Here is a 26,646-nt window from a genome sequence, read left to right on the forward strand (position 1 = left end):
CCTTTGGGAAGTAATCAAGACTCAGGCCTATGTTGACCACATTTCCATTCCTGAGAACAAAATCTCTGTTCAGAATGGGACGATAACGGTTGATCTGAAAACCGGAGAATTGAGTTTTGATGAAACCATGATCTTCTCCCCTCACCGTCTCGACTGCAACTTTGGCCCTTCTGTGAAGGTTAAGACCCCGACTCGGTTTCTCGAATGGGTTAATAACCTCATTCATGAATATGATCGTGACGGCTTTCAGGAGTATTGCGGTTATCTTCTTCTCCCTATCACGAAACTGCAAAAGGCTATGGTTCTTTTGGGGCGAGGGCAGGAGGGAAAAAGCCGTATCGGTTTAATCTTGCATTATCTGTTCGGAAATTCCTGTGTTGGTTCTTCTGTCGAGTATTTTGAAACAAATCAGTTTGCAATGCCAAGGGCAGAAAACAAGCTGGTTCTGTTTCAGGACGATTTGAAGAAGGACAAGCTAAAATCCACCGAAGTGTTTAAGATGATGGTTTCAGCGGAAGTGCCAGTGCAAGCAGAGCAGAAAGGTGAACCTTCTTATTCCTTCCGTCCGTATGCGAGATGGGTTATATGCTCCAATGCTCCTCTCACTGCCCTATCTGACAGTGGTCATGGTTTTTACCGCCGCTTGTATGTTATCCGTGTGAAAAACCGTCCTCCTGATAGAAAAGATGACCCTTTCTATTTCGAGCCGATGAAGGACGAAATGGACGGCATTTTCATTTGGATGTTGCAAGGCTTACAGCGACTTATCCAGAACGGGTGGCAGCTTAGTCAAAGCCGAGAGTCCCAAGAAATTGTAGAGAGTCAGCAGGAGCAGGCAAACTCAATGATCGGTTTTATGAACAGCGAGTTGTCCTTCGGTTCTCCATACAATGTGACTAAGGCAAAGTTGTATTCAGCGTATGTTTCCTATTGCACGAAGAACCAGATTATTCCCGAAAAGAAAGCCGAAGTGTGGGCTTTCTTTGAAGAACAGATGGACAATTTGAAAATCAAAAAGTCAAAACACCTTGGAGAAAACCGAGGGAGTGAGGGTTATACCGGTATGACGCTGAAATCCACAGCAGCGGTCTACGACTTGTTAAACAGCAAATAAACAGAAGGAGGTACGGTAGTGTATTTCAAAGATAAAGCCGGGCGAATGTGGCTCCAAACAGATAACGGTTTCCGGAATATCGGAGTTTCCGTCAAAGAAGAAACCGTTACCTTCAAAAAGATTGCTTCTGTGGAAATCATGCCGAGTCCCGTGCTTGTTCCTTCCATCGAAGGAGCAGTCCCGATGACATTGCGGCAAGCGGTGTCAAAGCTCGGTATCACAGAGGAAAGCCCCTTGCAACCATTGAAAAACCTGAACAATTTGGAGGTATGAACAAATGAACAAAAATTATTTTTCTGATGGTATTATGCGCCGCATGAGACAGTACACTTTGGCTCTGAGCAAATATGCTCATTCCAAGGACAAAGACATGGAAAATATACTGTCCCTCAAAAAGGCTGACGAGATCACACAGACGGTCTATGACCGTGAGGTTGAAAAAATCAATCAGCAGATTGGAGACCAGCGGAAAAAGCTACTGTCTGAGGTTCAGGCAGACCTCATGGGAACCTTTGACAAAATGCGTGAGATTGCGAAAACGCAGATTAGCAAGGCTCCTACTCCCGAAATGGTAAGTACGCTTCAAATCCTGTCCATGTTGGACAATATTACACCGACTCAGTTTTCTCTTTACGCTGAACAAATGGCAGATTGCCCCCTCGCAATGCAGCGGTTACAGCAAATTGCAACGGCACACAACCAACGCATTGTTATTGATGACCCTGATACTAAGTTGAGAGCCTTGGACACTTTAGAGGGACATCTTGTTAATTTCCTGAACAGTTATGATGGTGTTGAGGAACATTGCCCTTATTCTGTGCGGGATATGTACCGTTATTTCCGTCCCGATGACCAGTACATGGGAAACAGGTGTTCCCCCACAGATACCGACAAGGTCAATGAGCAATTTTGGGATGAATTTGTTGGTATGTCTTCTTTCAAGGTATTTGAAGACCCTAATGCCATTCCTGGTAAGCCGAAAGCCCAGTATTTCTTTACTGATGTGAAGGCTTTGTCTGCCTTTCTTAAAAAGATGACTGAGGTGGAGGGTATTACTGACTCTATGGTGGAGGAAACCGAAGAGATAATCCTTAAAAATTGCCCTGAACGGTACGGAGCCGTTCTTCGCAACTATCGGTCTACCGGCGAAATTATGGATTTGAATGAACCATCTATTTAACTAAATATGAATAGGAAGTGAAATTTAATTATGCCAGATACTATGAGCTTTGGTGCACTGGATTACTCCGGTAAGCTATTTAATAAGGGCAACACCCGTTGCCCCCTTTCTTCTATGATTGGAGGAAACGCTAAAGTTTCCAACACTGTTGAGTTTCCAACCGGTCAGGAATATGAGAACGGCTCTTTGACCGCTCCCGAAGCCACTTCTGTCACTCGTGCTCAGAAGACCAATGTGACTCAGATTTTCCATGAAACCGTTGGCGTTTCTTATGCCAAGGAGTCCAACATGGGCACTCTGAGCGGTCTGAATGTAGCCAATCAGCAGGCCAACCCTATCAATGAGCTGGACTTCCAGGTGGATGCGAAAATGCAGAAGATCAATCGGGACATTGAGTACACCTTCATCAACGGTGTGTATCAGAAAGCTACCACCGACGATCAGGCCAATAAAACCCGTGGTCTGGTGACTGCAATTACTACTAATGTTCTCGATTTGAAAAAAAAGAAGTCCCTCACGGTATTTGAAGTTACTCGTCTTATGGGGATGATTTATGACAGTCATGCTCCCGTATCTAATCTGGTTCTTATGGTTGATATTGATAGCCTATATCAGCTTAATGCGGACGCTGCAACCAATGGCCTAACTATTGTTCCTGAGTCGAGAGAGGTGTGTGGAATTTCTCTTTCAACACTTGTTACCCCACTCGGAGATGTAAATATATGTTTGGGTGAGTGTCTTCCCGCTGGTACCGCTCTGCTGCTGAACCTGGGTGTAATTGCTCCTGTATTCCAGCCTGTTCCCGGTAAGGGTAACTTCTTCCTGGAAAAGCTATATAAAGCTGGCGGCAGTAAACGGTATCAGCTCTTTGGTCAGATCGGTCTTGACCACGGCCCCGAGTGGTATCACGGCAAGATTGTAAATATCACAACTGGTTTTACAGCACCGAATTATGCTGAGAAAATCGTGATTAGCAATAATAGCACCTCTCCCGTTTTCACTTTTGAACAGACTACAACGAAAGGATGATTGACTAATGTATATTGACCCGTTTGTTGCCGGAATTCTGGCTACTGTTGGAACTGAAATGTTTCTGATTATTGCTTGGGCTATTATTAACACGCTGCGAAAGTAATCCCACAGGCGGGAGCGGGTTTCCCGTTTCCCGCCTATTTTTAATTTATACAGGAAGGAGATGAATGGAATGGCAGAAGATAATGTGAAAATTCAAGGCTTGGAATTTGAAATAGTCGCTCATTGTGATGAAACTGAGAAGAAATTAGGAAATCTGACTCAGACTCTCGAAAGATTGAAAAAGGCAGTTTCCGGGTTTGACGCTTCTCCTGTTACTTCTGCAATAAAAGATACGGGGGACGCTGCACAAAACATTGGTAACTCTAAACTCGCAAAATTAAAGTCTACGCTTTCTAAAGTTGGAAGTGCCGTGAAGAATTTGAAGGGGAAAGTCGGTGATTTTGCTTCTTCGCCTATTCGAGTAGATGTTGCGAGCGCAGACAGTATATCGGGGTTGACTGCTGTTTCCGATAGGGTGAGTAATCTCACTCATAATGTTGATCGTCTAAAGGCTGCGCTGTCTGGCTTGAAGGGACTCCCGGGGAAAATTGGAAAATCTTTGGGCGGGTTATTCTCCATCATTCCAAGGAAATTTGGAAATATGGTGCAGATTATCGGGAGAGGAATTATGTATTCCCTCATGTATAACCTGATATATTCGGCGTTTAACCTCATCAGGAAAGCATTTTCGGAAGGGTTTAACAACCTTTATCAGTATTCCAAAGAATTTAGCGGTCGCTTCTCCAAATCAATGGACTCGATTGCGTCCAGCGCACTATATTTGAAAAACAGTCTTGCTACTGCATTTGCCCCGCTGGTTGACACACTCGCCCCAGCACTCGATATGATTGTAAACAAGATTGTGACAGTATTCAATCTGTTTGCTCAGCTAATGGCGGCTTTGTCCGGCCAATCCACCTATACTCGTGCGGTCAAGAGCATGACTGAATTTGCAGAAAGCACAAGCGGAGCAACAAAGGAGCTAAAAAGTTTTACCGCCGGGTTTGACGAACTAAATGTATTTAATAAGAATTCAGGTGCTGGTGTTTCTGCCGCTATCCCTGACTATGGTTCCATGTTCGAGGAAGCACCTATTGAGAACGGAATTCAGGCAGTAGCTAATAAACTGCGAGCCGTTTTTGGGTGGGTTGAAGATCATCTTGGCATTATAAAAAATCTGGCTCTCTCTATCGGTGCTGGATTTTTAGCATGGAAAATTGCTTCTCTATTTACAGACAATCTGAAAACTATCGGAACGATTGCTCTTTCTGTGGCAGGAAGTGTAATGCTTGTAAGAAGTGGTCTTGACGCTTGGAATAACGGGGTGAATTTTGATAACCTGATAGGAATGTTGATCGGAATAGGCGCACTTGCGGGTGGACTTGCTCTAAGCTTTGGCGGTGTCGGTGCGGCAATTGGCTTGATTGTAGGTGGAATATCTTTACTGGCTGTTGGTATAAAGGATGTTTTCGAGAATGGGTTTAGTCCTGAAAATCTTTTGGCTATTGAAGCAGGAATAATGGCGATTGGTGGCGCAATCTCGTTGTTAACCCATAGTCCCATTCCGCTACTCATTGCCGCTGTTGCGGGTATTGCTGTAGCGGTTGCCGCTAATTGGGACGCTATCGCTGTGGCCCTGGATAAACCGATTGAAAAAATTGGTGTCATCCTTAGTGCCGCCCCATTGGTCATCGGTGCAATTCTCGCATTTAGTGGCGCAAATATCCCACTTGGAATAGGCCTTATGGTTGCAGGAGCTATACCGCTTGCTACTACGGCTATCATGAATTGGAATGGCGTAAGTGACAAAGTGAAAAATGTAGTCGCTGGTATTATGGGTGTCGTATCTGTTGCTCTCCTGGCTGTTGGTGCGGTTGTGGCCTTTTCCGGCACCAATGTACCTCTCGGATTGGCTCTGTTGGCTGCTGGTGCATTAACACTCGGAACAGCAATTATCCCAAACTGGGACAGCCTTTCCAGCACAGTTCGTAAAGTGATTAGTGTAATTATGGGCATAGTTGGCGGTGCTCTATTAGCAGTTGGTGCTATTCTGGCCTTTTCCAGTACCAATATTCCTCTCGGAATTGGGTTAATGGCAACTGGTGCCCTGGCGTTGGGTACTGCTGCTGCACTAAATTGGAACACTGTCGTAACTGCGGTTAAAAAGACTGTTTCGGTTCTTACAGGTATTCTGTCCGGTGCATTGATTGTTCTCGGTACTCTGCTTCTACTTTCCGGTGCTGGCGTTGGCCTTGGCCTTGCGGTGCTTGCCGCCGGATTGTCCCTGTCCTATGCAGCGTGGACACTGGACGATAACCCCATTACCAGATTTGTAAAGCAGATGGCAAATTCCATCATTGGTCTTATTAACGGGGTCATTGACGCAATCAATGATTTGTTCCACATTCAGTTCAGCGGTTTGACGATTGCTGGTATTACCCTTATCCCGGCTTTTGATATTCGTCTGGTCAACATCCCGCATATCCCCATGTTTGAGGACGGCGGTTTCCCGGACGAAGGGCAGCTCTTTATTGCGAGAGAAGCCGGTGCAGAGATGGTTGGTTCCATTGGTCGCAGGACTGCGGTTGCCAACAACGATCAGATTGTTGAGGGTATCTCTGCTGGTGTCAGCGTTGCCAATGACGGCGTGATTGCTGCGATCTACGCTCTTATGAGCGTTGTCGAGGACAAGGATTTGTCCGTGTCCATTGGAGATGAAGTAATCGGTCGATCTTATGACCGATATGAACGAAACCGAGGTGTCCGTGTAAATAGCGGTGCCTTTGCAAATGCCTACTAAGGGGGTAAAGGGTATGGCAAGTTTTATCAAGATCAACGGGAAGCCCTATCCTTGCCCCCACCGGGGCTTGAGCTGTTAAGGCCAGGGAGGGCGGTGTATAGCAAGTGAAAGCAGCTATGCTCTTCGAGATTGCGTCACCATACACAAAACAAGAGTTGTATGATCTTTGGCGTAATTTCCGCACTAATCCCAACGCAGACAAAATGCTTTCTGATTTTATGGAAAGTGATACAACTTGTGCAATGCAACTCACTGATGAATTCGAGAGAAAATTTCAGCATGACCACTGCTATAAGCGTGAAGGAAAGGACAGAAACACGCTATGAAATATGATGAATACCGCCGCAAGAAGTGGCGGGAGCGTATTAAATTTGACCGGCGCAATCAAGTCGACATTGAAGAAACAGTGTGGGAAATGCGGCAGACATTCGGTCACTTGTGTTTTGAGTGCCAATTCAAGCGAGATTGTCCGCACAAGAAAGGCGGCACTACCGCCCTTCTGCTCTGCCCTCACTTTCTTCAAAAGGGAATGGAGGAAAACCACCTTGAACGATTTGTCTTCTGCCCCCAAGCGGGTAGCTCTGGAACAGGGTATCAATCTTATGGTTCGGACAGGGGCTTTGACTCTCCACGGTATCAACCCTAAACAGGAGGTAAAAATTGAATGGAAAAGCAAGAAAAAGAAGTGACTGATCTGGTTTCTAAGGCAATGGCTGAAAAAGCTGTTTCCCAAATGAAACGCTCCAAAAGAGTGTATGGGAATTTCACATCGACTAAGGGCGAAATGACAGCAAACATTGTATTGGGTACTCTAACAAATCTCGATCAAGCGATCTCCCGCCCAAAGTGCGAGTATGGTGATTTGGAAACCGCCAAAGAACGCACTCAGGAATATCTTATCGCTTGTTCTGAGCGTCAGCTTATCCCCACAATGGAAGGGTGGGCTATTGCCCTGGGGATTGGTCGTACTACTTTATATAAGTGGTTCAATGAGTCCAATGTTCGCCAATGCAAGGAGTTCAATGAGTTCATTATGATTACCCGTGACGCTATCATGAGCGTTATGAGTCAGTCAGCATTCCAAAAGAATATCGACACAGTTTGGTCTATCTTTTATGGTAAGAACTTCTATGGCATGAGCGATAAAACCGAAATCATGGTTACTCCTCCGGAAAGCCCGTTCGGTGAAAGTACTTCCCCAGAAGAATTGCAACAGAAGTATCTTATTAACACAACGGATTACTATGAAGATTTGGACTCCGAGGAAAGCTAACCCAACCGTCCTGTGAAAACAGATAAAGAAAAGAGCGGTTAAGTGTGTCAGACTTAACCGCTCTCTCACAAATCACTTTTCACTTTTGATTTCCATGATTTCATCGGGGGTCACCGAAAGAAACTCGCAAATTCTTTCGAGCATTTTTCCCGAAATGACTTCTCCCCTACCCATTGCCGAGATTGTGTTGGGGGAAAGTTTGGCGGCAACACGAAGTTGCTCTTTAGTCATTCCCCTTTCTACAAGCAGCTTCCACAGTTTTGTGTAGGAAAAAGGCATTATTGGCAATGCGGTTCACTCCTTTCCTGAAACTTAACCGTGATAATTATAACACGCTCTTTTCCAAAGCGCAAGGGAAATCTACTTTATTACATAGACTATCTATTAAATATTGTAGAAAACTATTGACAGGAATACCTGGATGATGTATAGCGTCTACTGTAAACAATAGAAATTCTATTTTATATGATAGTTATTTGGGGGAGGAGTGTTTTTATGGCTCATACCGCACCATTGAAGAATAAAAGCGGCGTTGTTTATGGGTATCAAGTCAAAGTCTATCGTGGGCGGGACGCAAACGGCAGGCAGTTGAAGCCTTTTAGTACCGTGTGGAGAATTCCAGAGGGAATGAAGAACCAGCGCACGATACAGAAAGAGCTTGATAAATTCGCTGTCCTGTATGAGCAGCAATGCAAAGAAGGTCAGGTGTCCACTGAGAAAAAGACCTTTACCGCCTATGCTGAGTATTTCATGACCCTGAAAGAGCGAGATCGGAAGCACAGCACTGTGGAGCGGTATCGTGAGTTGCTTGTTCGTATCAATGCAGAAATCGGTCACATGAAATTGACCGATATAAACTGCGAACACCTGAACCGCTTTTATGTCAAATTGGGGAAGAAAGGTCAAAATAAGAAGACCGGCGAAGACCTTTCCCCGAAGACAATCGCGGAACACCATAGGTTGATACACGGTATTTTCAATCAGGCAATGAAAGAAGGTCTTGTGCGGCTCAATCCTGCTGAAACTGCTTCCCCTCCCTCGGTGAAGAAAAAGGAAGCGTCCTTTTTCGAGGTAGAAACGGTAGATAAAATCATGAAATGCTTGGAGAAAGAACCTCTCAAATGGCGGTGTATCACGCTCTTGATGATTGCTACCGGCGCACGGCGGGGCGAGATTATGGGGTTAAAGTGGTCTGCTGTTGATTTCAAAAAGGACGAAATCAAGATTTGTAACAATCTTCTCTATTCCAAGCAAAGAGGAATTTATGAAGACAGCCCCAAGACCAATGAAACCCGCTATATTTGTGTGGAACATTCCGTCATGCTGCTTTTGGCCCAATATCGTAGGGAGCAATCTTTACTACGGTTGAAAAAGGGAGAACAATGGGTTAACACTGGCTACTGCTTTACCCGTGAAAGCGGAGGGCCTATGCACCCCGACAGCATTACAGACTGGCTCAATAAGTTCTCTAAAAAATATGATCTTCCTCATATCAACCCTCACAAATTTCGCCACACTCAGGCCAGTATTCTAATCGGTGAAGGTGTTGATATTATCACAGTTGCAAAGAGGTTAGGACATAAAGACCCAAGCACTACCAGTAATATCTATGCTCATGTTTTAGCCAAGGCTGACGCAGAAGCAAATAAAGCTCTTGCAGATGTCCTTTTCAAAAAGAAAGCGTGAATTGATTATGGCAGAGAGAACACCTATCAAAGCAATCAGGGCAAAATGCCTTGATTGTTGCGGGTATCAAATGAGCGAAGTACGGTTATGTCCGGCAACCGACTGTCCCCTATGGGAGTACAGGATGGGCCATAGGCCAAAAAATCGTGAGCAAGCTGAGGATTTTGAAGATATTGATGACAGCAGTTAGATTATACTGCCCTGTTAGTTAATCCGCATTTATTAAAAGCGTAGCCGATGATTTTTCAAAAAAATAGGAGGAAATAATATGCGTTGTTCTATGTCGTTTATGGTTAATGTGATTGACCAGAGTATGTCACCGAAGTTAATACAAGATGACATTGCGTATGTGCGTTCTGGCTTTGAAGTGGATGATAAAGGTATGGGAGCGGTTCTTGTGAGTGACAGCGAAAAACAGCACAGTGAACTTCTTATCCGAAAGGTCTATTTCAAAAATGACCAGATTATTCTAAAACCCCTTAATTCTCACTTTCCCACTTTAATATTTGAAGGTGAAGAGCGAAAGAGTGTGCGGTTACTCGGTGTTGTATATCAAGTAAGCCGTCCATTTGGGACAACCTCTCATTGGATCACCTTGTCCAAGATTGCGACTTCAAACCGAACAGCATTGGAGCGGGAAAGTGGAAATATTACCGGTGAACCTAACAGCGGACTGGAAGGTTGAAATGAGCCGAATAATAAATTTTTCCACTCAAGGGGAGCCCATTTTAAGAACACCGAATGACTCTCCTGAAAATGTTGAATGGACAATCAATATACGGCCCGGACAACAAGAGTTTATTAAGGCAGAAAGAATTATAGAATTGGGTTGCTGGTGTTGTACTATTTATATCCCTTCTCTTGACAAATTAGAGGCGGCAATAGAAAAAGGAAAAAAGGAACTGCTTATTGCAAAAGCTCTCAAACGAGAGATTTCGCTAATAGACTCGGACAACTAAACAAGAAAGGAAAATTGGCATGAGAAAGAAAAGAATTTTTACCCCCGCCGATCTTGGAAAAGACATTGAGATTTTAATGAATACCAAAGATAATCTTGCTACTAAGAGTGAATGTGCCGATTGGCTGACGAAACTATATATTGCTGCGAGCAAACTTGTAATCGCTTATAATACTTTTACGAGCTGTCAATTCGAAGGTGAGCATGGTGCTTTGGTTAAAGCGGTATTTGATGATTTCACAGGAACCATGACTTGCTTACACACAGTAGCGGAAGAAGTTCTGACTAAAATGGAAGGAATGTGATATGAAAACTTTTCCCTTAAAGTAAGAGTGAGGTAGTGTATTATGGAAAAAGAAAGCTTGTTTGTACCAGAGGTGAGAGGTCAAGCTAAAGCATTAGCTCTTTTAATCGCTCAGAATGTCCGAGAGTACTTCAAATGTGAAAAACATCGGAAAGAGTTTGAAGCGTGGTATCTGAGCAAGTATGGAAAACCTTATCAATGGGTAAGTGTATCACAGAAAAAATCTAAGTAACTACGAAAGACCAGAGGGCAAATAAGCTCTCTGGTCTTTCTTCGTTCTCAAAGGTTATATATTTTTATAAGCAAATTGACAAATGCTCCGTATGTAGCCGAGGCGTTAAGATCAATGGGTACATCGTCAATCCAACCATAGGAAGCGGCTTTCATCGGATAATATCCCATAGAGAAAGGCGGCAAATTTTCCCCGTGTAAGCTGTTCCTGAGCTGCTGTAAAGCGTTTGAGAGCGTCAGTGAGATATATTACTGCGTCCCGGTCGATAACGGCCTTACCACAAGCCAGGGTGGGATATGTTGGCTTCGGTTCTTCGGACGGTTCTGGTTTGCTTGGGCGGTGGTTTCCACCAGTAGACGGGCGGGACGGCTTGGGGTCGGGTGTTGGTTGGGGTTCTGGTTTAGGAGTGGGTTCCGGCTCTGGCTCTGGTTCGGGAGCTGCTTTTTTATATAGTACAAATTTTAATGCAGGAGCGGTCAAACTATCTGTTTCAGTTAGAACTTCGGTTTTGTTATCCTCAGAATAGCGGTTACCCTCAATATCAACATACCACGCAAAAGAGTCATATCCACCCGTTGTCAATTCCTCAGAAAACAGGGACACATAATCGTCTGCGCTAATTGCTACGGTTCCATCTGAAAGTAGATCATCTGCGCTCAATTCCCCGGTGTTATCGTAGAGTTTGCAATTTTGAACGATACCGCTCCCAGATAAAAACACTCCACCGCCGGACAAAGCTCTGTTCCCTTTAATTGTACTGTTTTTGATACCCAGGTTTATTCCGGCTATGGCACCGCCATTTCCATTTACCGAGGAATTGTTTGTAAAAGTGCAATTGTCAATGGTGGATGACCCCATAGCATACAGTGCCCCACCATCTCGCTTTGAAGTGCAGCCTGAGAATGTGCAGCTACTTGGATACAGTGAAGTGTTTGTATCAGCATAGATAGCACCACCAATATCAGCGGAGCAATTTATAAAGGTGCAGTCCATAGGATACACCTCGCCTTGGTCTATTCGCATACCGGCCCCAAAACCTTCTGTTGCACAATCCACCCAGGTTAGCCGTGTTGCGTATACAGAATTAGGAGTAGAAACCACTATCTTAGACCCATCGGGCAATCCCGTACCCTCTATGGTCAGATCATATAGCCAGCAATAAGACGCAAGCCCCCAATCGCCCTCAAAGCGCAAAAGGGTTTCGACTCCCTCTGCACCAACGAGTGTTACGGGCTTTCCATCGACCCCCACTGTAACAGGCGTATCAATAAGTATGGTTTGCGTGATTGTAATTTTATCTCCTTCCTCTGCCTGTATGATTGCGTCTTGTAGTTCGGTTAGAGATGATACTTTTGGCATGGTTTCCTGGGCATGGGCTACCGGGATTGCCCCTATCAGCAGTAGTGATAGAAAAGCTGTTCCTAAAAATCGTTTCATGGTATTCCTCCTTTGTATGTATCAGAGTGATTGAGTCTGAACAATCTAACCATTTCATACACCGCTGCTGCTTCTTCGGTTGAAAGATCAGATATATCCAAATAGCGTCTGTTTTCAATGCCCAAAAGATAGTCTGTGGATACCCCAAACAACATAGAAAGGTGTATTAGTATTTCATAGCTTGGGTATCTCATATCGTTTTCATAGGCAGAGATAACAGATCGAGAAACACCAACAAAGTCAGCAACTTGAGATTGGGTCAATTTCTTTGCAACCCGGAGTTGTTTCAAATGGATAGAAAAAAATGCCAGCATACAACCACCTCTAAAGCAAGTTTAGCTGAGGTGCTGACACTGGCGGTAACATGGATGATTGAATTACGGACATGGAAATGTGAAGTAATGCCTGGGCAGTGAACATGATAAAAAGAGGGGTAATTACTCGGAAAAATCCCCCGGCGGGGAGTTTTCAAAAGCAAAATCCCCCATAGTTTTTTATCAACAATTTATCAACTCTTCACTCGGGTAAAGTTTTCGACCAACGAACACAACCAGACACAAGCAGTCAAGAAAAACTAAGCGTATCAAGGGTTTCGTAAGATTTTCAGTTATGAACGGACACAATCAGATAACACCAGACAAGCCCCGCTTTCATCTCATAACCCGGAGGTCGAAGGTTCAAATCCTTCCCCCGCAACCAGAAAAACACCTGTAACCGTATGGTTACAGGTGTTTTTGTTTAGGGTGAATTATACTATCCAAGTGCAAACACTTTAGGGAAATAGAAGAAGTTGTGGATTATTCTCAATGGGTTCAAACTGAAATTCCTCAATAAGTAAAGCGGAGTGACATGTCACTCCGCTTTACTTATTGGAAAACAAATGGTTCTCTACGCCCGTCTTTCATAGTATTTACTGGCCTTGAGCTGAACAATCAGGCGCTTGTAAAACTCGTCTTGGGCCTTGGCGCGCACCTCCTCGGGGTAGTCAAAGAAGCCTTGACCGCTCTTAATGCCTATCTTCCCCTCAGCCACCAGCTTGCGCATAGCATCGCACGCCTTATCTGCGTTGCACAACGCCGGGAACATATTGTCTTCCGCCGCCAGCCACACGTCCAAGCCGCCCATGTCGGCCACCTCCAGCATGCCGGTGGTGGCGTTGCGGAAACAGGGTCCGTATTTCAGAGCCTTGTCGATGTCCTCGGGGAGGGCTGCGCCGATCTCGGCCAGATAAAAGCACTCCCGAGCCTGGGCATGCAGGATGCGGTTGGCCACCATGCCGGTGATGTCCTTCAGGACCCGGACAGGCTGCTTCTCGCAGGCCACATATAGATCGTAGACCTCCTGAAATACCTCCTCCGGCATGTTGCCGAACTTGGAGAGCTCCGCGATGGGAATGAGGTAGGCCGGGTTGTACCAGTGACTCACCATGCACCGATCCTGTCGCTCCGACGCCAGGATCGCCTCCATCTACTCATACTCCGGCGGGAGCAGGGCGGCGTCCGCCCCGATGGAATCGATGACCGCCTTCAGCTCCTCCATAGTCAGTGCCCCGCTGACAGCCACCAGCCACTCCCCGTCAAAGGAAGTTGCGGTCAGAGTGTCAATGTTGGAAAAAATGTAGTACACATCGCCGTTATGGACATACTCCTCCACCAGACCGTCATCCTTCTCGAAGGTGCCCGTGCCCTCCTCCGGCGTGTGGTATAGGGTGGCCCAGGCCGAGTAGGATCGGTCCTCCCCCAGGAAGGTCACATGCGCCGTGTCGCTTCTGCTGAGGTTGGTTATCCGGGGCTCCTGGGCCACGAACCCATCGGGCTGCCAGGTGGGGATGTGGTCCCGGAAGATCTCCAGGTCAGGCAGCGTGGTGCCGGACTGACCACCGTCTCCCCCGCTCCCGTCAGAGGCAGCGGCATCCTGGGAACTGGGGATGACGAACCGAAAGATCTCGTCGGTCCAGCGGGTGATGGCGCCGAGCACATCGATCCCGGCGGCCTGGACCGCCACGATCCCGCTTAACAGGCAGACGGATAGAAGGGCGGCGATGAGCGCCGCTCTTCGCAGTCCCGGTCTCCGGGACTGACGGCCTACTGTGGGGCGGGCGGCGGGGGCGCGGGGACCCGCCTGCGGCGCACCGGCAGGCACGTCCACCTCACTGTCAAAGTCATACAGAGAGCGCCCGTCCGCATAGGGACGGTATTTGGTCTGGAACCGTTCCCAGGCCTCCTCCGCGTCTGCCGGTCCTTTCCGGGCGGCCAGCAGGCCGGCGATATACAAGAGCGTGTCGGGATCCGCTCCCCTGTCCTCCGGCGACTGGAAGTCCAGACGCAGGAGTTCCTCCAGCTCTTCCGTGCTCATCTCGTCATAGTGGGAGCAGTCCCCCGGACTTGTTTCGCTGTGCCCAGACATCCTTTCGCCTCCCCTTTTACAGTGTTCCTGATAAAAGCCATAGATATTTGAGCGCCCTTTTCAAGGGCCCGCAAGTTTCTTCCGCAGAAGTTTCTTGACCCGCGAGACCCGCTTTTTGCAGGCCTCCACGGTGATCCCGGTCTCCTCCGCCGCCTCCAGCATGGTGCAGCCGTCCAGCACCACCCGCTTGAGTAGCTGGAAATCGGCGTGGGCCGCCAGATCCCCATAGAGTAGAGCCACGTCCTCCTCGTCATATACCAGCAGGGTGTCCAGATGTTCCGCCTGGATAGACCGCATGATCAGGCGGTTCATGGCGACCCGCTGGCGGCTCCGGTTGCGTATGACGTTCTGGAGCACCCGCATGAGCCAGCCTTTGGGGTTGTCCCGGGTAAAGGCATCCTCCGCCTTCACGCAGAGGATGCAGAAGGCGTCCTGCACCGCCTCCTCCGCCAGGTCCCGGTCCCGCAGGATACAGGAGGCGTAGGCAAACATCCGCCCATACATCTCACGATACATTTCTCCGATCCGTTCCTTGTCGGATATGGAATTGTCCACGCTCTCACCACCCGTATGTCTGCCTGACCCCTTTGCCGGTGCTGTCTCTATGATACACCGGCCTGCCCGTTCTGGCAAGGGCTGCTGCAGGGCGGTCAGCGCCGCTGATCGGCGGCCGCCCGCACCTTGGCCGCAAACTCCCGAAGGAATGCCTTGAACTTCTCCGCCTCCTCCTTTTGCTGGATATTCAGGGGCTGGAAGGGGCCGTCCGAGGTGTTGCTGGCCACCACGCCAAAGGTGCACAGCTCCGCCCCGTCCCGGCCGCAGAAGGTGATCCAGGTCCTCTTTTTGTCCTGGAACCGGATCTCGCCCACATGTTCCGGGGTCAGCAGAACGGCGGGCTGGGAGACGATTTCCTTCCCGGAGAACTGGATGGGAATCACATACAGCTCCCCGGGACGAAAGGCCACGATGTAATTGTAATAGCTGGAGGTACTGGAGCGGTAGCCCAGCTTGACATCCATGTAGTGGGCGTAGGCGATGGTATAGAGGGCGCTGTTCTCCAGCCGCGCCGCCGCGGCGCGCCGGATGCGCGCCTTGTCCTCGCCGTCCCGCCCCTTCCGCTCCTTGACCGTTTCTACGACCCACGCGGCCAGGAATAGGACGGCAAAGAAAGCGATAATCAGGGTGATCTCCACGGCCCGATCAGCCCCCTCTCCGCGCTGCGCTGCTCACATAGAGACGGGTGAATGTCTCCTGGGCGTTTTGGACATAGCTCACGTTGATCCCGTTTTTGGGGCCCCCGGCCAGATAGAGGCGGGTGGCGGCCAGGAAAAAGCCGGTGCCGCTGTGCCGCCGCCAGGTGACCTGGTCCGTCTGAAAGAGATAGGGCTTGCCCTTAAAGGTGATCCCGTGCTCGTAAAACTCCATGGTGTCCCGGCAGTGGAGCAGCGGGAACAGGAGCACAACGGCATAGATGATGAGTACGATTTGATCGATCAGGTTAGCGAGGTCAAAATCGCCCTGGCCGAACTGGACCACCGTGGCCAGCGCCACGATGGCCAGCCGGACCAAAAACGACAGCCCCATGCGCCGCCAGTCCGTCCCCGCCTGCCCTATAAGGCGGCCCAGCTCCTGCTGATTGACCGGCACCTGCAGCTGGTAGGTGCTCTCCTCTACTTTATGACGTGCCATCATATCCCTCCTATTTTTGATACATCAATATATCCGGAGTCCTCCCCTCCTGGGCTGTGTCCCGGTGGGAGGGCATCACTTTACCCCGCGATCAGGCTGTTGTACCGGTCCACCAGTATGGAGTAGAACGTGTAGTAGGTGTCATACTGGTAGCTGTAGTCCTCCCCGGCCCGGGCCGCGGCCATAAACTGCTCCAGGGCAGAGCGGGCGCTGTCCACTGCGCTTAAGTAGAGGTCCCGGTCGATCTCCGGGGAATCTTCATCTGGCCACTGCTCCGCCATCTGCTCCGGGTCAGCCAGGCCGGCCGCCAGGCCGGCGTAGGCCTCCTGGTACTGGGTATACAGCTCCTCCAGCCGTGTCATGTCCAGCGCGGGCAGGGTCTCCGACTGGGACACCTGGGCCCAGATCTCCGCGTCGATCTCGTCGGAGAGGTCCAGGAGCACCAGGCTGTAATAGGGGATGTCCAGCCCCTCGGTCCTGAGCCGGTCCAGCTCCTCCTGCTGGGTGGACTCCTCCAGGGCGAGCATGGACTCGGCAAAGGGCTGCGCGGCCGCGTCAAAGGCGCTGACGGCCCCATGGAGCTGGCTGTGCAGCTGGGCGGCTTCGGTCAGGTCTGTCTCCCCATAGGTGTTGAAGGTGATAAACCAGGCCAGGTCCCCCAGAATATCCCCCATAGTCTGGAAAGGCTCCTCCAACTGGGCCAGCAGCGCGTCCTGCTCGGGGTAAGCCGGGTCCTCGTCACAGTAGCTCATGGCCTGCTCCATGGTATAGACGTCAAAGGTGTACGAGGAGAAAACGTCGTTCAGCATGCCATAGTCCATCCCCTCCACCAGGGCAAACTCCGGCTGATTGTGCACCACAGTGAAGTAGGCTGTCAGCATGCCGTCCATCTTATAGACGCTGTTGGATACCGCCAGATAGGCGTTGTACTTGCTGTAGTCCACCGGCTCATTGGTCTGCGTGGTCTCTGTACTCCCCGACTGGTCTGCGGAGGACGAGGCGTCCGCCTCATCACTGGATCCGCCGCTCTCTCCTCCGGCGCAGCCGGACAACAGCAGGGTAAGGAGCAGCAGCCAGGCGGCGCCGCGGGAACAGAACGGTCTCCTCAATCTTTTCATCTTTATATCCTCCTCTTATGTCGTCTGTGGGTCCCTTTGCCGACTCCCGATGGGGGTGCGCCCCATTCGCTCCCGCCTGGTCTATCACCTCGGCGATGGGCGGGCTGCGGGACCGGCCACCGGGAGTTTTTCCCATGACGTCCTATTATATATGTTGGCAGGCGCCTGGTTGGGGACACCAAATTTCAAACTATAAGGGGAAGCACCCCGCGGCACCTCTGCGTCATTTCGTTTCTCTGACCCATATTTTGACCCAGAACAGGAAAAATGGAGGTGGAGCGAAGAGAAAATGACCTTCGGACTTTGCGCCATTTCAGGCCCCAAAAGGTCTGGAAAGCACTGCACCGAAGCGGATCGAGAAACCGACAGCAGCTCATAACCCGGAGGTCAAAGGTTCAAATCCTTCCCCCGCAACCAGAAAAAACCTGTAACCGTTATGGTTACAGGCTTTTTATTTGGGTGGTGAACTATACAAGTGCAACATGTTGTACACAGGAGAAGACGAAACTGTGGAAAACCACCTATCAGACGCCAGGTCTCGGAAGAAAAATGCGGCCCCCGCTTAGCGCGGGGTCCACAGTCAGATTCAGAGGCAGGCTATCCCTCCGCCGGGTGCTGGCGGCCGGTATGGTCGATGGTATAATCCGTATTGTAGGTCCCGGGGAGAAGGAGCTGGGACACGGGGAGCAGGTCGTAGCCCTCCTTCAGGAGGGCCTCGATGATGCCGGGCAGCGCCTCCGGAGTGTGGAGGGCGGCGTTGTGAAAGAGGACGATGGACCCGGGCTGGACCTTGGAGGTGACCCGCTGGGTGATCTCGCTGGCCGAGAGCTCCTTCCAGTCCAGGCTGTCCACGTCCCACTGGATGGGCTCCATGCCCAGGGCGCGGACGGCGGTGATGACCTTGTCATCGTACTCGCCGTAGGGGGGCCGGAAGAGGGTGGGCCGGACGCCGGTGACAGATTCGATCTTGTCGGCACAGGCGGAGACGTCGGCCTGGATCTGCTCCCGGCTGAGCTGGGACATATGGGGGTGGGTGTCGGAGTGGTCCATCACCTCATGGCCGGCATCGGAAAGGGCCTTGACCGACTCGGGGTATTTGTCCACCCACTCCCCCACCACAAAAAAGGTGGCCGTTACGTCATATTTCCCCAGAATGTCAATGAGCTGCTGGGTGTCCTCATTGCCCCAGGCGGCATCGAAGGTGAGGGAGGCCACCTTCTGGTCCCTGGCCACACAGTAGACGGGGAGCTGTCGGGTGGTGGCGGAAGCCCCCACAATGGCGGGGTGGTTCACCACATAGAGCATGGCTGCCGCCGAGAGCAGGCACAGCCCCAGGGTGAGGACCCGCCGCCGGATCAGATACAGTTTCATTCCATACGCCTCCTTGTTGCGTCTCCCCGGCTGGCCGGGGCCGTCCTTACCCTTTACCATATGTGCCTGACCGCCCAGGCATGAGAAAAAGGGCTGCGTAAGGCAAATCCACTGTGCGCCCCGATCAGCAGACCATATGAAAACCGCCGGCGCATTGGTGATCTCAATGCGCCGGCGGCTTTGTTTCTTATGCGCCTGTGGGGAGGGGACTCAGGAATTCTGAGCCGCGAAGCGGACCAGGATGGCGGCCATTTCCGCGCGGCTGGCGGTACCCTGGGGAGCCAGGGCGCCGGAGCCGGTGCCGGTGATGAGACCGGTCTCCACGGCCCAGGCCATGGCGTCGGCGGCCCAGTCGGAGACGGTCTCGCCGTCAGACCAGGCGGTCAGATCGGTCTGAGAGGCGGCGCTTTCAGCGAAACGCCACAGCATGGTGACCAGCTGCTCCCGGGTAAGGACGCCCTCCATGTTGGCGCCGTCAGAGACGCCCTGTTCCACGGCCCAGGTCTGGCCGGCGGCGTACCAGCTCTCGCCGGCGGTGGTGTCCACCCCGGCCATCCGGGCCAGGATGGTGACCAGCATGCCCCTGCTGGTGGCCATGTCGGGGGAGAAGGCCCCCGCGCCGGTGCCCTGCATAAGACCCAGCTCGGTGGCGTCGGCCACGGCATCGGCATACCAGGCGCCATCGGCCACGTCGGTGTAGCCGGTGACTGCCGCGAAGGCGGCGTTGGAGATGAAGTTGAACTCATCCCGCTGGTGGACCTTGTTGGTGAGGGTGTTGGCAAAGAGGACCACGTTCAGGTCGGCGTCCTCGGCCCCCTTGCCCTTGTAGGCGATGGCCTGGATGGAGTCATTGAGGAAATCGGCATAGTGCTCGCCGTCGGCGGGAAGGAAGCCCTCCAGCAGTCCCTTGGAGCCGTCCAGCTGCACCAGCACCTGGGCCCCCTCGGGGATGGCGGAGAAGTAGCCCGCGCCGTAGCCGTAGAGGATGTCGTCCCCCTCGGCGGCATAGCTGGCGGTGACGGGGCTCTCGGTGGGGTAGGTCACATAGGCCAGGGCGTCCATGGCGTTGTCGCCGGCGGTCTCCCGCACCAGAGCACCCTCAGGGAAGAGCTTCACAGCAGAGCCCATGGCGTTGGAGCCGTAGCCGATGTAGGGGACGCCCGCCTTCACGGCGGCCAGGGCGGCGTCGTCCAGGGCGGCAGCGCCGATGATGAGGTCGGCCTTGGAGGCGTCGTCGGTGACGGCAAAGCCCAGCAGCTCCATGGCCTGGCGGTCGTAGTTGTACTGGTAGGAGCCGCTGACCAGGGTGGTCTTGAGGAAGCCCTGATCGTTGTCGGCGGGCTTGCCGGAGATGTAGACCAGGGGGGCGTGGGTCATGGCCTTGGCGGACGGCGCGTCAGACACGCCCACGCCGGAGAGGATGTATTCATCGGCCACGCTCTGCCAGTCGGCGTAAGAGACGAGGAAGCTGCCGGCGTAGTCCCCGTCGGCGATGACGGAGACGGCCTTGCCCGCCTGGAGCAGGGCGTTGACGGCGGCGGTGGAGTCCTCAGAGGCGTTCATCAGAACGACCTGGGCGTTCTCCACGCCGGTGAAGGAGGACTTGCGGCTGTTGTCCAACCAAGGCTGGACCGTGATCGTCTCACCCACGGACGCCATGATCTCCGCGTAGGCGGCGGGCTCGGCGCAGACGATCATGTCGAAGCCCCGGGTCTTGTCAAAGGCGGTGATGCCCTCAGAGTAGAGGACAGGCCACTCGGTGATGACGGTGCCGTCGTAGAGGACGCCGTTGGCCACGCTGCGCTTGGCCTGGTACATGGAGACCACCACGGTCCCGGCGGGGTAGGTCACACCGTCATAGGTGAAGTCCTTGTAGGCGGAGTGAATGGCGACGCCGTTGCGGTCCAGGTACTCCACCATGTCAAAGGCGGCCTGGAGGTTGGACTGGTTGGCCCCGTCCACGGGGATGATGTAGCACTCGGGATAGAAGTTGCCGTTCTGACCCTCGCCGTCGTACTCGGGGCGGAAGAGGTCGGCCTCGGCCCCCTCCACGTCATACTGGTCGGCGAACCACTGGCCCACCAGCTCATAGGCGTCGGAGTTGGCGTTGGTGACGCCCCGCTCGAAGATCTTGGTCTGGTTGAGGAGGTAGCTCTCCTTGTTCTGGGCGACGTAGTGGGACTGGCCCAGCTGGCCGTAGGCCAGACCGGTGACCATGTAGTCGTCATAGGCGGGGACCTCCACGGTGTAGGACACGGTGCCGTGGAGCATGGCGTACTGGGGGGTGTAGCTGGTGGACATGTCGTCCCAGGGGTCCAGCCACTGGGTCTGGTCGGCCCCGTCGGCGGTCTTCTCGCCGGTGTAGGTGAGGTAGTCCCGCTGGGGGATGACATAGCTGTTGTGGCCGCCGTTGTTGGCCACAGCGGCGATCCCCAGGGCCTCGCCGCCGGGCATCAGGTGCTCGGCCAGCAGGTCGTACTCGAAGTTGGGCTCGTGGGGGGGATCGCAGGGCTCACACTGGAAAGCCTGCACCCGGCCATGGAACTCTGTGAAGCTCACCGGGTTCCACTGGGCGATGAGGTGAGTCATGTTCTGGGTCTCGGCCTGGGTCTGGAAGGAGTTGTCCCGGTTGAGGTCGAAGCCGCCGGAGGAGGTCCGGGTACCATAGGTGCGGCCCTCCACGTTCTCCTCGGGAACGATGAGGAAGAAGACGTCGGAGAGGAGTTCGTCCACATTCACCGTCTCGGTCTCGATGGTGTAGTACTTCTCCAGGTCCACGGCCACGGAGGTGGAAGCGGTGGAGCCGTCGGGGTTCTCCCCCTTGAGGTAGCCCAGGTAGGTGGCGGAGTCGGCCACCAGGTCGGGGACGGCCACAGAGCCCTCCTGGCCCTTGGGGCCCATCTGCTCGGCCAGCTCGGCCTGGCCGGCGGCGGTGAAGCCGGTGAGCTTGTCGTAGTCCAGGCTGCCGCTCTCGGAGGCGGCGGCCTCCACCAGCATCCAGGCAAAGGTCAGGATGCCGTCGGCGGCGGCCACCTCATTGGCGTGGACGTTGGAGTAGAGGATGGGGACCTGATAGTCGCCCAGGCTGCCGTTCTCGATCTTCTCAATGAGACCGGCGGGGTCGGACTCGGCCTGGGCCTTGATGGACTGCCACTTCTCCACGGCGGCCTTGTCCTTGGCCACGATGAGATAGGGCATATCCAGGCTCTCCATGCCGTTGTCGCCCTGGCTCTTGCCCATGGACTCCTTCACCACATAGAGGTCGGTGTTCTCCTGGGCGTAGTCCACCAGATCGTCGATGGACTGGTAGATCTCGTCCATGGTGTGGAAGTTGTCATAGGGAACCACCCGCACGGGGGTGGAGGCCAGGGTCTCGCCGTCCAGGGCGGCGGTCAGGTCGTACCAGCCGCACACGTCCAGGTAGGCCCCGCCGTTGGAGTGGGGGACGCTGGCGTCGGGCGCATATTCGCCGGTGGTGCGGTTTTTGGTGTAAAAGTAAATGCCGGTCTCAAAGGACACTGTCAGGTAGACCTGGCCGTCCACGGTCTTTGCGCCTGCGGTGACGTTGGAGAAGAGGGGGGTCTTCCCGTCGGTGCAGAGCCAGGCGTCCAGGCTGCCGCCCTGGCTGTGGTTGGGGAAGAGCGCGGGGTCGGTGTAAGGCTGGGTCTCGTCGTAGGTGAGGGACCAGTCGGCGGACTCGGCGGCGGCCTTGGCCTCCTCCTCGGTCATATCCACAGGGAGCATCGCCTGGAAAGTCCGTCCGGCGGACAGGCTGATGCAGTTTTCCCCGCCGTCGCCGCTGGTGTTCTCAAAGAGGGCGGGGGGCTCGGCGGGGGCCTCGGCGGCGGTGGCCGGGAGAACGTTCAGGGACAGGATGAGGGCGCCTGCCGTCACCATAGACAGTGTCCGCCCCAGGAGTGCATGTTTTTTCATACTCATCACCATTCTCTTTCCATTGTGGGTCGTTCCAATTCGTGTCCGACGAATCATGTTAGCATAATACCACCAAAAAGAGCGGACGTCAAGAATAAAAATACATAAAATACAGATTTGAATGAATTTATTTTCTATGCACTTCAAAATAGAATCGACGGTTCTATACATATATTGTGCATAGAAATGCAATCACAGAAAAGAAAAGGCCGCCGGCGCATCGGGTGTCGATGCGCCGGCGGCAGCCGGTCAGGCGTCTGCCCGCAGGGAAGAACCGCTGCGGGCGGGGTGGGGATGGCCCGGTTTTTTGTCCGGGTTTTACGGCTTACCCGACTGTCAGCCACATGCTCCAGGCCAGGGCGATGACAAAGAGGGTCATGCCCGGATTGACCCAGAAGTGGCCCCAGCTCTCTCCGTTGCCCCAGCCCGCCCGGGCGGCAAAGGCGGCCAGCCCCTCCCGGCCCCGGAAGAAGGTCCAGCGGAGGGCCCAGATCATGGAGACCAGCACCAGCAGGGCCAGCAGCAGGTCCCCCGCCTCCCCCAGGCGCCCGGCCAGGGGCAGCAGGCCGGCAGAGACGAAGTTCACGCCGGCGTGGAGGAGGATGCAGCCCCTGAGACTGCCGGTGTGGAGGAGGACGCCCCCCAGCACCAGCCCCACGGCAAAGGCGTAGAGCATCTGATAGGGGTTCCCGTGGACCAGGGCGAAGAGGAGGGCCGAGCCGCACAGGGCAAAGCCCTCCCCCCAGGGCCGCAGCCGCCGCAGGAGCATCCAGCGGAAGCAGACCTCCTCACACACCGGGGCCAGCAGGCAGCTGTAAACCAGGTTAAAGGCCACCGGCAGCTCCCCCATGGCCTCTATCGGATTGGGGATGGAGCTCCCCCGCAGGGCGGCCAGCCCATCCATCAGGGAGAGGGTGATGAGATTGGCGATGTAGAGCCACCCCATGGCCAGCAGCCACAGCTTCAGCCAGGTCCGCCCGCTCAGCCGCCGCCGCTCCGGGAGCTCCTCCACGGGCAGGGTGCGAAGGATCAGCATGGCCGCCGGGAAGCCTGTGCCGTAGGTGGTGAGGGCCGAGAGGGCGTAGAGAAAGAACGTGTTTTCCAGCAGGGCGGGGGCCCGGTCCAGCACCAGGAATTGCAGCGCGATCTGCGCCCCCGCCGGCAGCAGGAGCATGGCCGTCAGGGCCAGCCCCACCCGGGAGAAGACACGGCGGCACCGCCGGGCCTCCCCGCTCGAAAAAAATGCCCAGAGCTCCTCCATGTACTCGCGCCTCCTTTTTCTATGGAATGGTTATTGCTCCGCCAAAAGGGTCAGCCCCCTCTGCAAGGCGTCTTCTCCCACGGCGGTCTCCACATCCGGGTGCAACAGCGTTGGGTCCGCCCCCTCGTCGGGCCGCAGCCACTGTTTATGGGAGATGGAGCCGGAGAGCCCGGTATTGCTCAGCCGGAAGGAGAGGATATCCCCAAAGCTGCTAGGCGCGTTGCAGCTGGGCCGGCCCACGATGGTCCCCAGGCCGCCGTCCTGTACGAAGACCCCCAGCATGGTGGCCGAGCTGAAGGTCTCCGCATCTGTGAGCACCACCAGATCCACCGCCGGGTTCCCCACGGCAGCCGATGCGTCCGGAGCCATCCACATACCGCCCTCGGCGACGTCATAGCCCCGTTCCTGCCGGGCCAGAGGTGAGTAGCGGATATAGCCTCCGTAGCGGGGAGCCGTCATCCCCATCGCACCCAGCAGCTCCTCGCAGGTGAGGGAGTTTCCGCCACCGTTCCCCCGGACATCCAAAATGACCTTGGCGCACCCGTCAGTGACCGCCTGCCGGAGGGCCCCGGCGGCCTTATCCAGCTCCACACTGGGCATACACTGGTTAAAATCCACATAAAAGACGTCCCCCATCCACTCCGTGGAGATGACGGGCTGTTGGACCTGTGCCGGAACAGAGGAGGTGACCGACACCTCCCACTCCACACCGTCCTCCAGGACGGTCAGGGCGACCGTCCCCTCCTCTGAGATGGAAGCGCCGAACAGCGCCAGTATGCTGAGATATCGGCTCCAGAGTTCGCGGTTCCGCGCCCTGCCGGCTGGATTCTCCGCCGCCGTGCAGAGATCCAGGCGGGCAAAGAGCGCCTCCGTGGGCAGCCCGCCCACCGCCGTGACCTCAGCGCCGGAAGGCGCGCCCCGCTCGTCCAAGAGCAGAAGTCTGCCGTCCGCCGCCGTCCACGCTACATCCAGCATCCGCTGCGGTGTGCCGCCGAAGGGGTCCACCCGAGTGTGGCTGTCCTTTAAGGCGCTGGTGTAGACCATAGCGGCTAGGGCAAAGTCCGCCGGCGTGGCGCCGGGACGGGCGGCCGCCTCGAAAAACGCCGTCTTCGCCGTCTCATACCCCTCAGGTACCTGCCCCAGGGCAAAGGCGGGGTGGCTCTCCTCGATCAGGGCCACCAGCTCCTCCGCATCCTCCAGCAGGGGGGTGTTCTCTGCCGTGGAGACTGGGGGCGGCGTCACCGGGGGATGCTCCATAGGGGCGGAGAGCCCGGCCCAGAGCCAGACCGGCAGCAGCACCGCCAGTGTGCACACCGCTGCCGTCAGCCATGCCTTCCATCGTCTCATCTGTATCTCCGTCCTTCCATGCGCCATGTGAAAGCGGGCCCCGACCATCCGCCGGGGCCCGCCGCATACCGGTTATTTTATCACTTGATGGTCTTGGCGTCCACTTCCTCGCGGAGCAACTTGGCGAAGTCGGCGCAGGACATGGCGCCCAGGTCCTCGCCGGTGCGGTGCCGGGGAGAGACGGTGCCGTTCTCCATGTCCCGGTCGCCCACCACCAGCATATAGGGGACCTTCTCCATGGTGGCCTCGCGGATCTTCTTGCCGATCTTCTCGCTGCGGTGGTCCACCTCCACCCGGAAGCCCTGGGCATCCAGGTCTCTGGCCACCTGGTCGGCGTACTCAGCCGCCCGGTCGGTGACGGGGAGCACCTTCACCTGGACGGGGGAGAGCCAGGCGGGGAAAGCCCCGGCAAAGTGCTCGGTGATGACGCCGATGAACCGCTCGATGGAGCCCAGCACCACCCGGTGGATCATGACGGGGCGGTGCTTCTGGCCGTCCTCGCCGATATACTCCAGCTCGAACCGCTCAGGCAGCTGGGAGTCCAGCTGAATGGTGCCGCACTGCCAGGTCCGGCCCAGGGAGTCGGCCAGATGGAAGTCCAGCTTGGGGCCGTAGAAGGCGCCGTCGCCCTCGTTGATGACGAAGTCCTTGCCCATGGCGGTGATGGCGTTTTTCAGGATGTCCTGGTTGCGCTCCCACTCCTCCACGCTGCCGATGTGGTCCTCGGGCATGGTGGAGAGCTCGATGGTGTAGGAGAGGCCGAAGACGGAGTAGACCTCGTCAAAGAGGCGGACGGTCTCCTGGATGACGTCCTGCATCTGGTCCCGGGTCATGAAGACATGGGCGTCGTCCTGGCTGAAGCAGCGCACGCGGAACAGGCCGTGGAGGGCGCCGGAGAGCTCATGGCGGTGGACCAGGCCGATCTCGCCCACCCGGAGGGGGAGCTCCTTGTAGGAGTGGGGCTCGCTGGCGTAGACCAGCATGCCGCCGGGGCAGTTCATGGGCTTGACGGCGAAGTCCACCTCGTCAATGACGGTGGTATACATGTTGTTCTTATAGTGGTCCCAGTGGCCGGAGCGCTCCCACAGCTGGCGGTTGAGCATGATGGGGGTGGAGATCTCCACATAGCCGTACTTCTTGTGGACCTGACGCCAGTAGTCCAGCAGGGTGTTCTTCAGGGTCATGCCCTTGGGCAGGAAGAAGGGGAAGCCGGGGCCCTCGTCCCGAAGCATAAACAGTCCCAGTTCCTTGCCCAGCTTCCGGTGGTCCCGCTTCTTGGCCTCCTCGATCTTGGCCAGATAGGCGTCCAGCTCGTCCTTCTTGGGGAAGGCGATGCCATAGATCCGCTGGAGGGTCTCCCGGTTGGAGTCGCCCCGCCAGTAGGCGGCGTTGCAGGCGGTGAGTTTCAGGGCGTTGCCCTTGATGCGGCCGGTGGAGTCCAGATGGGGGCCGGCGCACAGGTC

At 54.2% G+C, this 26,646-nt stretch carries 25 protein-coding genes; 11 read left to right on the plus strand and 14 right to left on the minus strand.

The annotated features are described in order from the left end of the window. The 7 genes from Q0Y09_RS06990 to Q0Y09_RS07020 all read left to right on the plus strand — a co-directional run. Positions 1–1,114, plus strand: a 1,114-nt coding sequence (locus tag Q0Y09_RS06990) for a phage/plasmid primase, P4 family (RefSeq protein WP_297719624.1), incomplete at its 5' end; no start/stop codon positions are given. A gap of 18 nt (positions 1,115–1,132) precedes the next feature. After that, entirely contained in the window at positions 1,133–1,387 is a 255-nt protein-coding gene (locus Q0Y09_RS06995) for a hypothetical protein (protein ID WP_297719627.1), read from the plus strand. Positions 1,388–1,391: 4 nt separating this feature from the next. Then, positions 1,392–2,294 carry a hypothetical protein gene (locus tag Q0Y09_RS07000; protein ID WP_297719630.1) on the plus strand — a complete coding sequence of 301 codons (903 nt, stop codon included), beginning with the start codon at positions 1,392–1,394 and terminating at the stop codon, positions 2,292–2,294. A gap of 30 nt (positions 2,295–2,324) precedes the next feature. Then, positions 2,325–3,323, plus strand: a complete 999-nt coding sequence (locus Q0Y09_RS07005) for a DUF5309 family protein (protein ID WP_297719633.1) — start codon at positions 2,325–2,327, stop codon at positions 3,321–3,323. A gap of 175 nt (positions 3,324–3,498) precedes the next feature. Then, the gene (locus Q0Y09_RS07010) at positions 3,499–6,168 is read left to right on the plus strand and encodes a hypothetical protein (protein ID WP_297719636.1); all 2,670 of its coding nucleotides are present in this window, start codon (positions 3,499–3,501) and stop codon (positions 6,166–6,168) included. Positions 6,169–6,490: 322 nt separating this feature from the next. After that, complete coding sequence (locus tag Q0Y09_RS07015) at positions 6,491–6,814, plus strand: hypothetical protein (RefSeq protein WP_297719639.1); 324 nt, start codon at positions 6,491–6,493, stop codon at positions 6,812–6,814. An 18-nt stretch (positions 6,815–6,832) separates the two neighbouring features. Continuing rightward, positions 6,833–7,441, plus strand: coding sequence for a hypothetical protein (locus Q0Y09_RS07020; RefSeq protein ID WP_297719641.1), 609 nt, complete (start codon positions 6,833–6,835; stop codon positions 7,439–7,441). 72 nt (positions 7,442–7,513) lie between these two features. Here Q0Y09_RS07020 and Q0Y09_RS07025 read toward each other — a convergent pair whose 3' ends face one another. Then, on the minus strand, positions 7,514–7,720 hold the full coding sequence (locus tag Q0Y09_RS07025) for a helix-turn-helix transcriptional regulator (RefSeq protein WP_297719645.1): 207 nt from the start codon (positions 7,718–7,720) through the stop codon (positions 7,514–7,516). Positions 7,721–7,936: 216 nt separating this feature from the next. On the opposite strand from Q0Y09_RS07025, the gene Q0Y09_RS07030 reads away from it, so the two are divergent. From Q0Y09_RS07030 to Q0Y09_RS07045, 4 genes are all read left to right on the plus strand, one after another. Beyond that, positions 7,937–9,127: a tyrosine-type recombinase/integrase gene (locus Q0Y09_RS07030; RefSeq protein WP_297719648.1), complete on the plus strand. Its 1,191-nt coding sequence runs from the start codon at positions 7,937–7,939 to the stop codon at positions 9,125–9,127. 268 nt (positions 9,128–9,395) lie between these two features. Continuing rightward, positions 9,396–9,812, plus strand: a complete 417-nt coding sequence (locus Q0Y09_RS07035) for a S24 family peptidase (RefSeq protein WP_297719651.1) — start codon at positions 9,396–9,398, stop codon at positions 9,810–9,812. Between the two features lie 293 nt (positions 9,813–10,105). Then, a complete protein-coding gene (locus Q0Y09_RS07040; protein WP_297719654.1) occupies positions 10,106–10,390 on the plus strand; it encodes a hypothetical protein in 285 nt (94 codons plus the stop codon). A 42-nt stretch (positions 10,391–10,432) separates the two neighbouring features. After that, positions 10,433–10,621 carry a hypothetical protein gene (locus Q0Y09_RS07045; protein WP_297719657.1) on the plus strand — a complete coding sequence of 63 codons (189 nt, stop codon included), beginning with the start codon at positions 10,433–10,435 and terminating at the stop codon, positions 10,619–10,621. Between the two features lie 126 nt (positions 10,622–10,747). On the opposite strand, the gene Q0Y09_RS07050 is transcribed toward Q0Y09_RS07045, so the two are convergent. From Q0Y09_RS07050 to thrS, 13 genes are all read right to left on the minus strand, one after another. Then, on the minus strand, positions 10,748–12,058 hold the full coding sequence (locus Q0Y09_RS07050; RefSeq protein ID WP_297719660.1) for a right-handed parallel beta-helix repeat-containing protein: 1,311 nt from the start codon (positions 12,056–12,058) through the stop codon (positions 10,748–10,750). Then, the gene (locus tag Q0Y09_RS07055; RefSeq protein WP_297719663.1) at positions 12,055–12,372 is read right to left on the minus strand and encodes a helix-turn-helix transcriptional regulator; all 318 of its coding nucleotides are present in this window, start codon (positions 12,370–12,372) and stop codon (positions 12,055–12,057) included. The genes Q0Y09_RS07050 and Q0Y09_RS07055 overlap by 4 nt, the downstream gene beginning before the upstream one ends. Before the next feature lie 574 nt (positions 12,373–12,946). Beyond that, a complete protein-coding gene (locus Q0Y09_RS07060) occupies positions 12,947–13,525 on the minus strand; it encodes a 3-hydroxyacyl-CoA dehydrogenase family protein (protein WP_297719666.1) in 579 nt (192 codons plus the stop codon). After that, complete coding sequence (locus Q0Y09_RS07065; RefSeq protein ID WP_297719669.1) at positions 13,526–14,464, minus strand: hypothetical protein; 939 nt, start codon at positions 14,462–14,464, stop codon at positions 13,526–13,528. Positions 14,465–14,524: 60 nt separating this feature from the next. Beyond that, positions 14,525–15,019: a sigma-70 family RNA polymerase sigma factor gene (locus tag Q0Y09_RS07070; protein WP_297719672.1), complete on the minus strand. Its 495-nt coding sequence runs from the start codon at positions 15,017–15,019 to the stop codon at positions 14,525–14,527. 95 nt (positions 15,020–15,114) lie between these two features. Continuing rightward, the gene (locus Q0Y09_RS07075) at positions 15,115–15,657 is read right to left on the minus strand and encodes a hypothetical protein (protein ID WP_297719674.1); all 543 of its coding nucleotides are present in this window, start codon (positions 15,655–15,657) and stop codon (positions 15,115–15,117) included. Between the two features lie 7 nt (positions 15,658–15,664). Next, entirely contained in the window at positions 15,665–16,153 is a 489-nt protein-coding gene (locus tag Q0Y09_RS07080; RefSeq protein WP_297719676.1) for a hypothetical protein, read from the minus strand. A gap of 80 nt (positions 16,154–16,233) precedes the next feature. Continuing rightward, positions 16,234–17,271 (minus strand): DUF3829 domain-containing protein, encoded by a 1,038-nt coding sequence (locus tag Q0Y09_RS07085; RefSeq protein ID WP_297719679.1) that lies wholly within the window; start codon positions 17,269–17,271, stop codon positions 16,234–16,236. 597 nt (positions 17,272–17,868) lie between these two features. Further along, the gene (locus Q0Y09_RS07090) at positions 17,869–18,642 is read right to left on the minus strand and encodes a polysaccharide deacetylase family protein (RefSeq protein ID WP_297719682.1); all 774 of its coding nucleotides are present in this window, start codon (positions 18,640–18,642) and stop codon (positions 17,869–17,871) included. A gap of 210 nt (positions 18,643–18,852) precedes the next feature. Continuing rightward, entirely contained in the window at positions 18,853–22,575 is a 3,723-nt protein-coding gene (locus Q0Y09_RS07095; RefSeq protein ID WP_297719685.1) for a M14 family metallopeptidase, read from the minus strand. 325 nt (positions 22,576–22,900) lie between these two features. After that, positions 22,901–23,836 (minus strand): type II CAAX endopeptidase family protein, encoded by a 936-nt coding sequence (locus Q0Y09_RS07100; RefSeq protein ID WP_297719687.1) that lies wholly within the window; start codon positions 23,834–23,836, stop codon positions 22,901–22,903. A 30-nt stretch (positions 23,837–23,866) separates the two neighbouring features. Continuing rightward, the gene (locus Q0Y09_RS07105) at positions 23,867–25,183 is read right to left on the minus strand and encodes a S41 family peptidase (RefSeq protein WP_297719690.1); all 1,317 of its coding nucleotides are present in this window, start codon (positions 25,181–25,183) and stop codon (positions 23,867–23,869) included. Positions 25,184–25,263: 80 nt separating this feature from the next. Continuing rightward, positions 25,264–26,646 (minus strand): threonine--tRNA ligase (thrS, locus tag Q0Y09_RS07110; RefSeq protein ID WP_297719693.1); only part of this gene is annotated, 1,383 nt, incomplete at its 5' end.

Source organism: Intestinimonas sp., from assembly GCF_026169115.1.
Taxonomy (GTDB): domain Bacteria; phylum Bacillota; class Clostridia; order Oscillospirales; family Oscillospiraceae; genus Intestinimonas.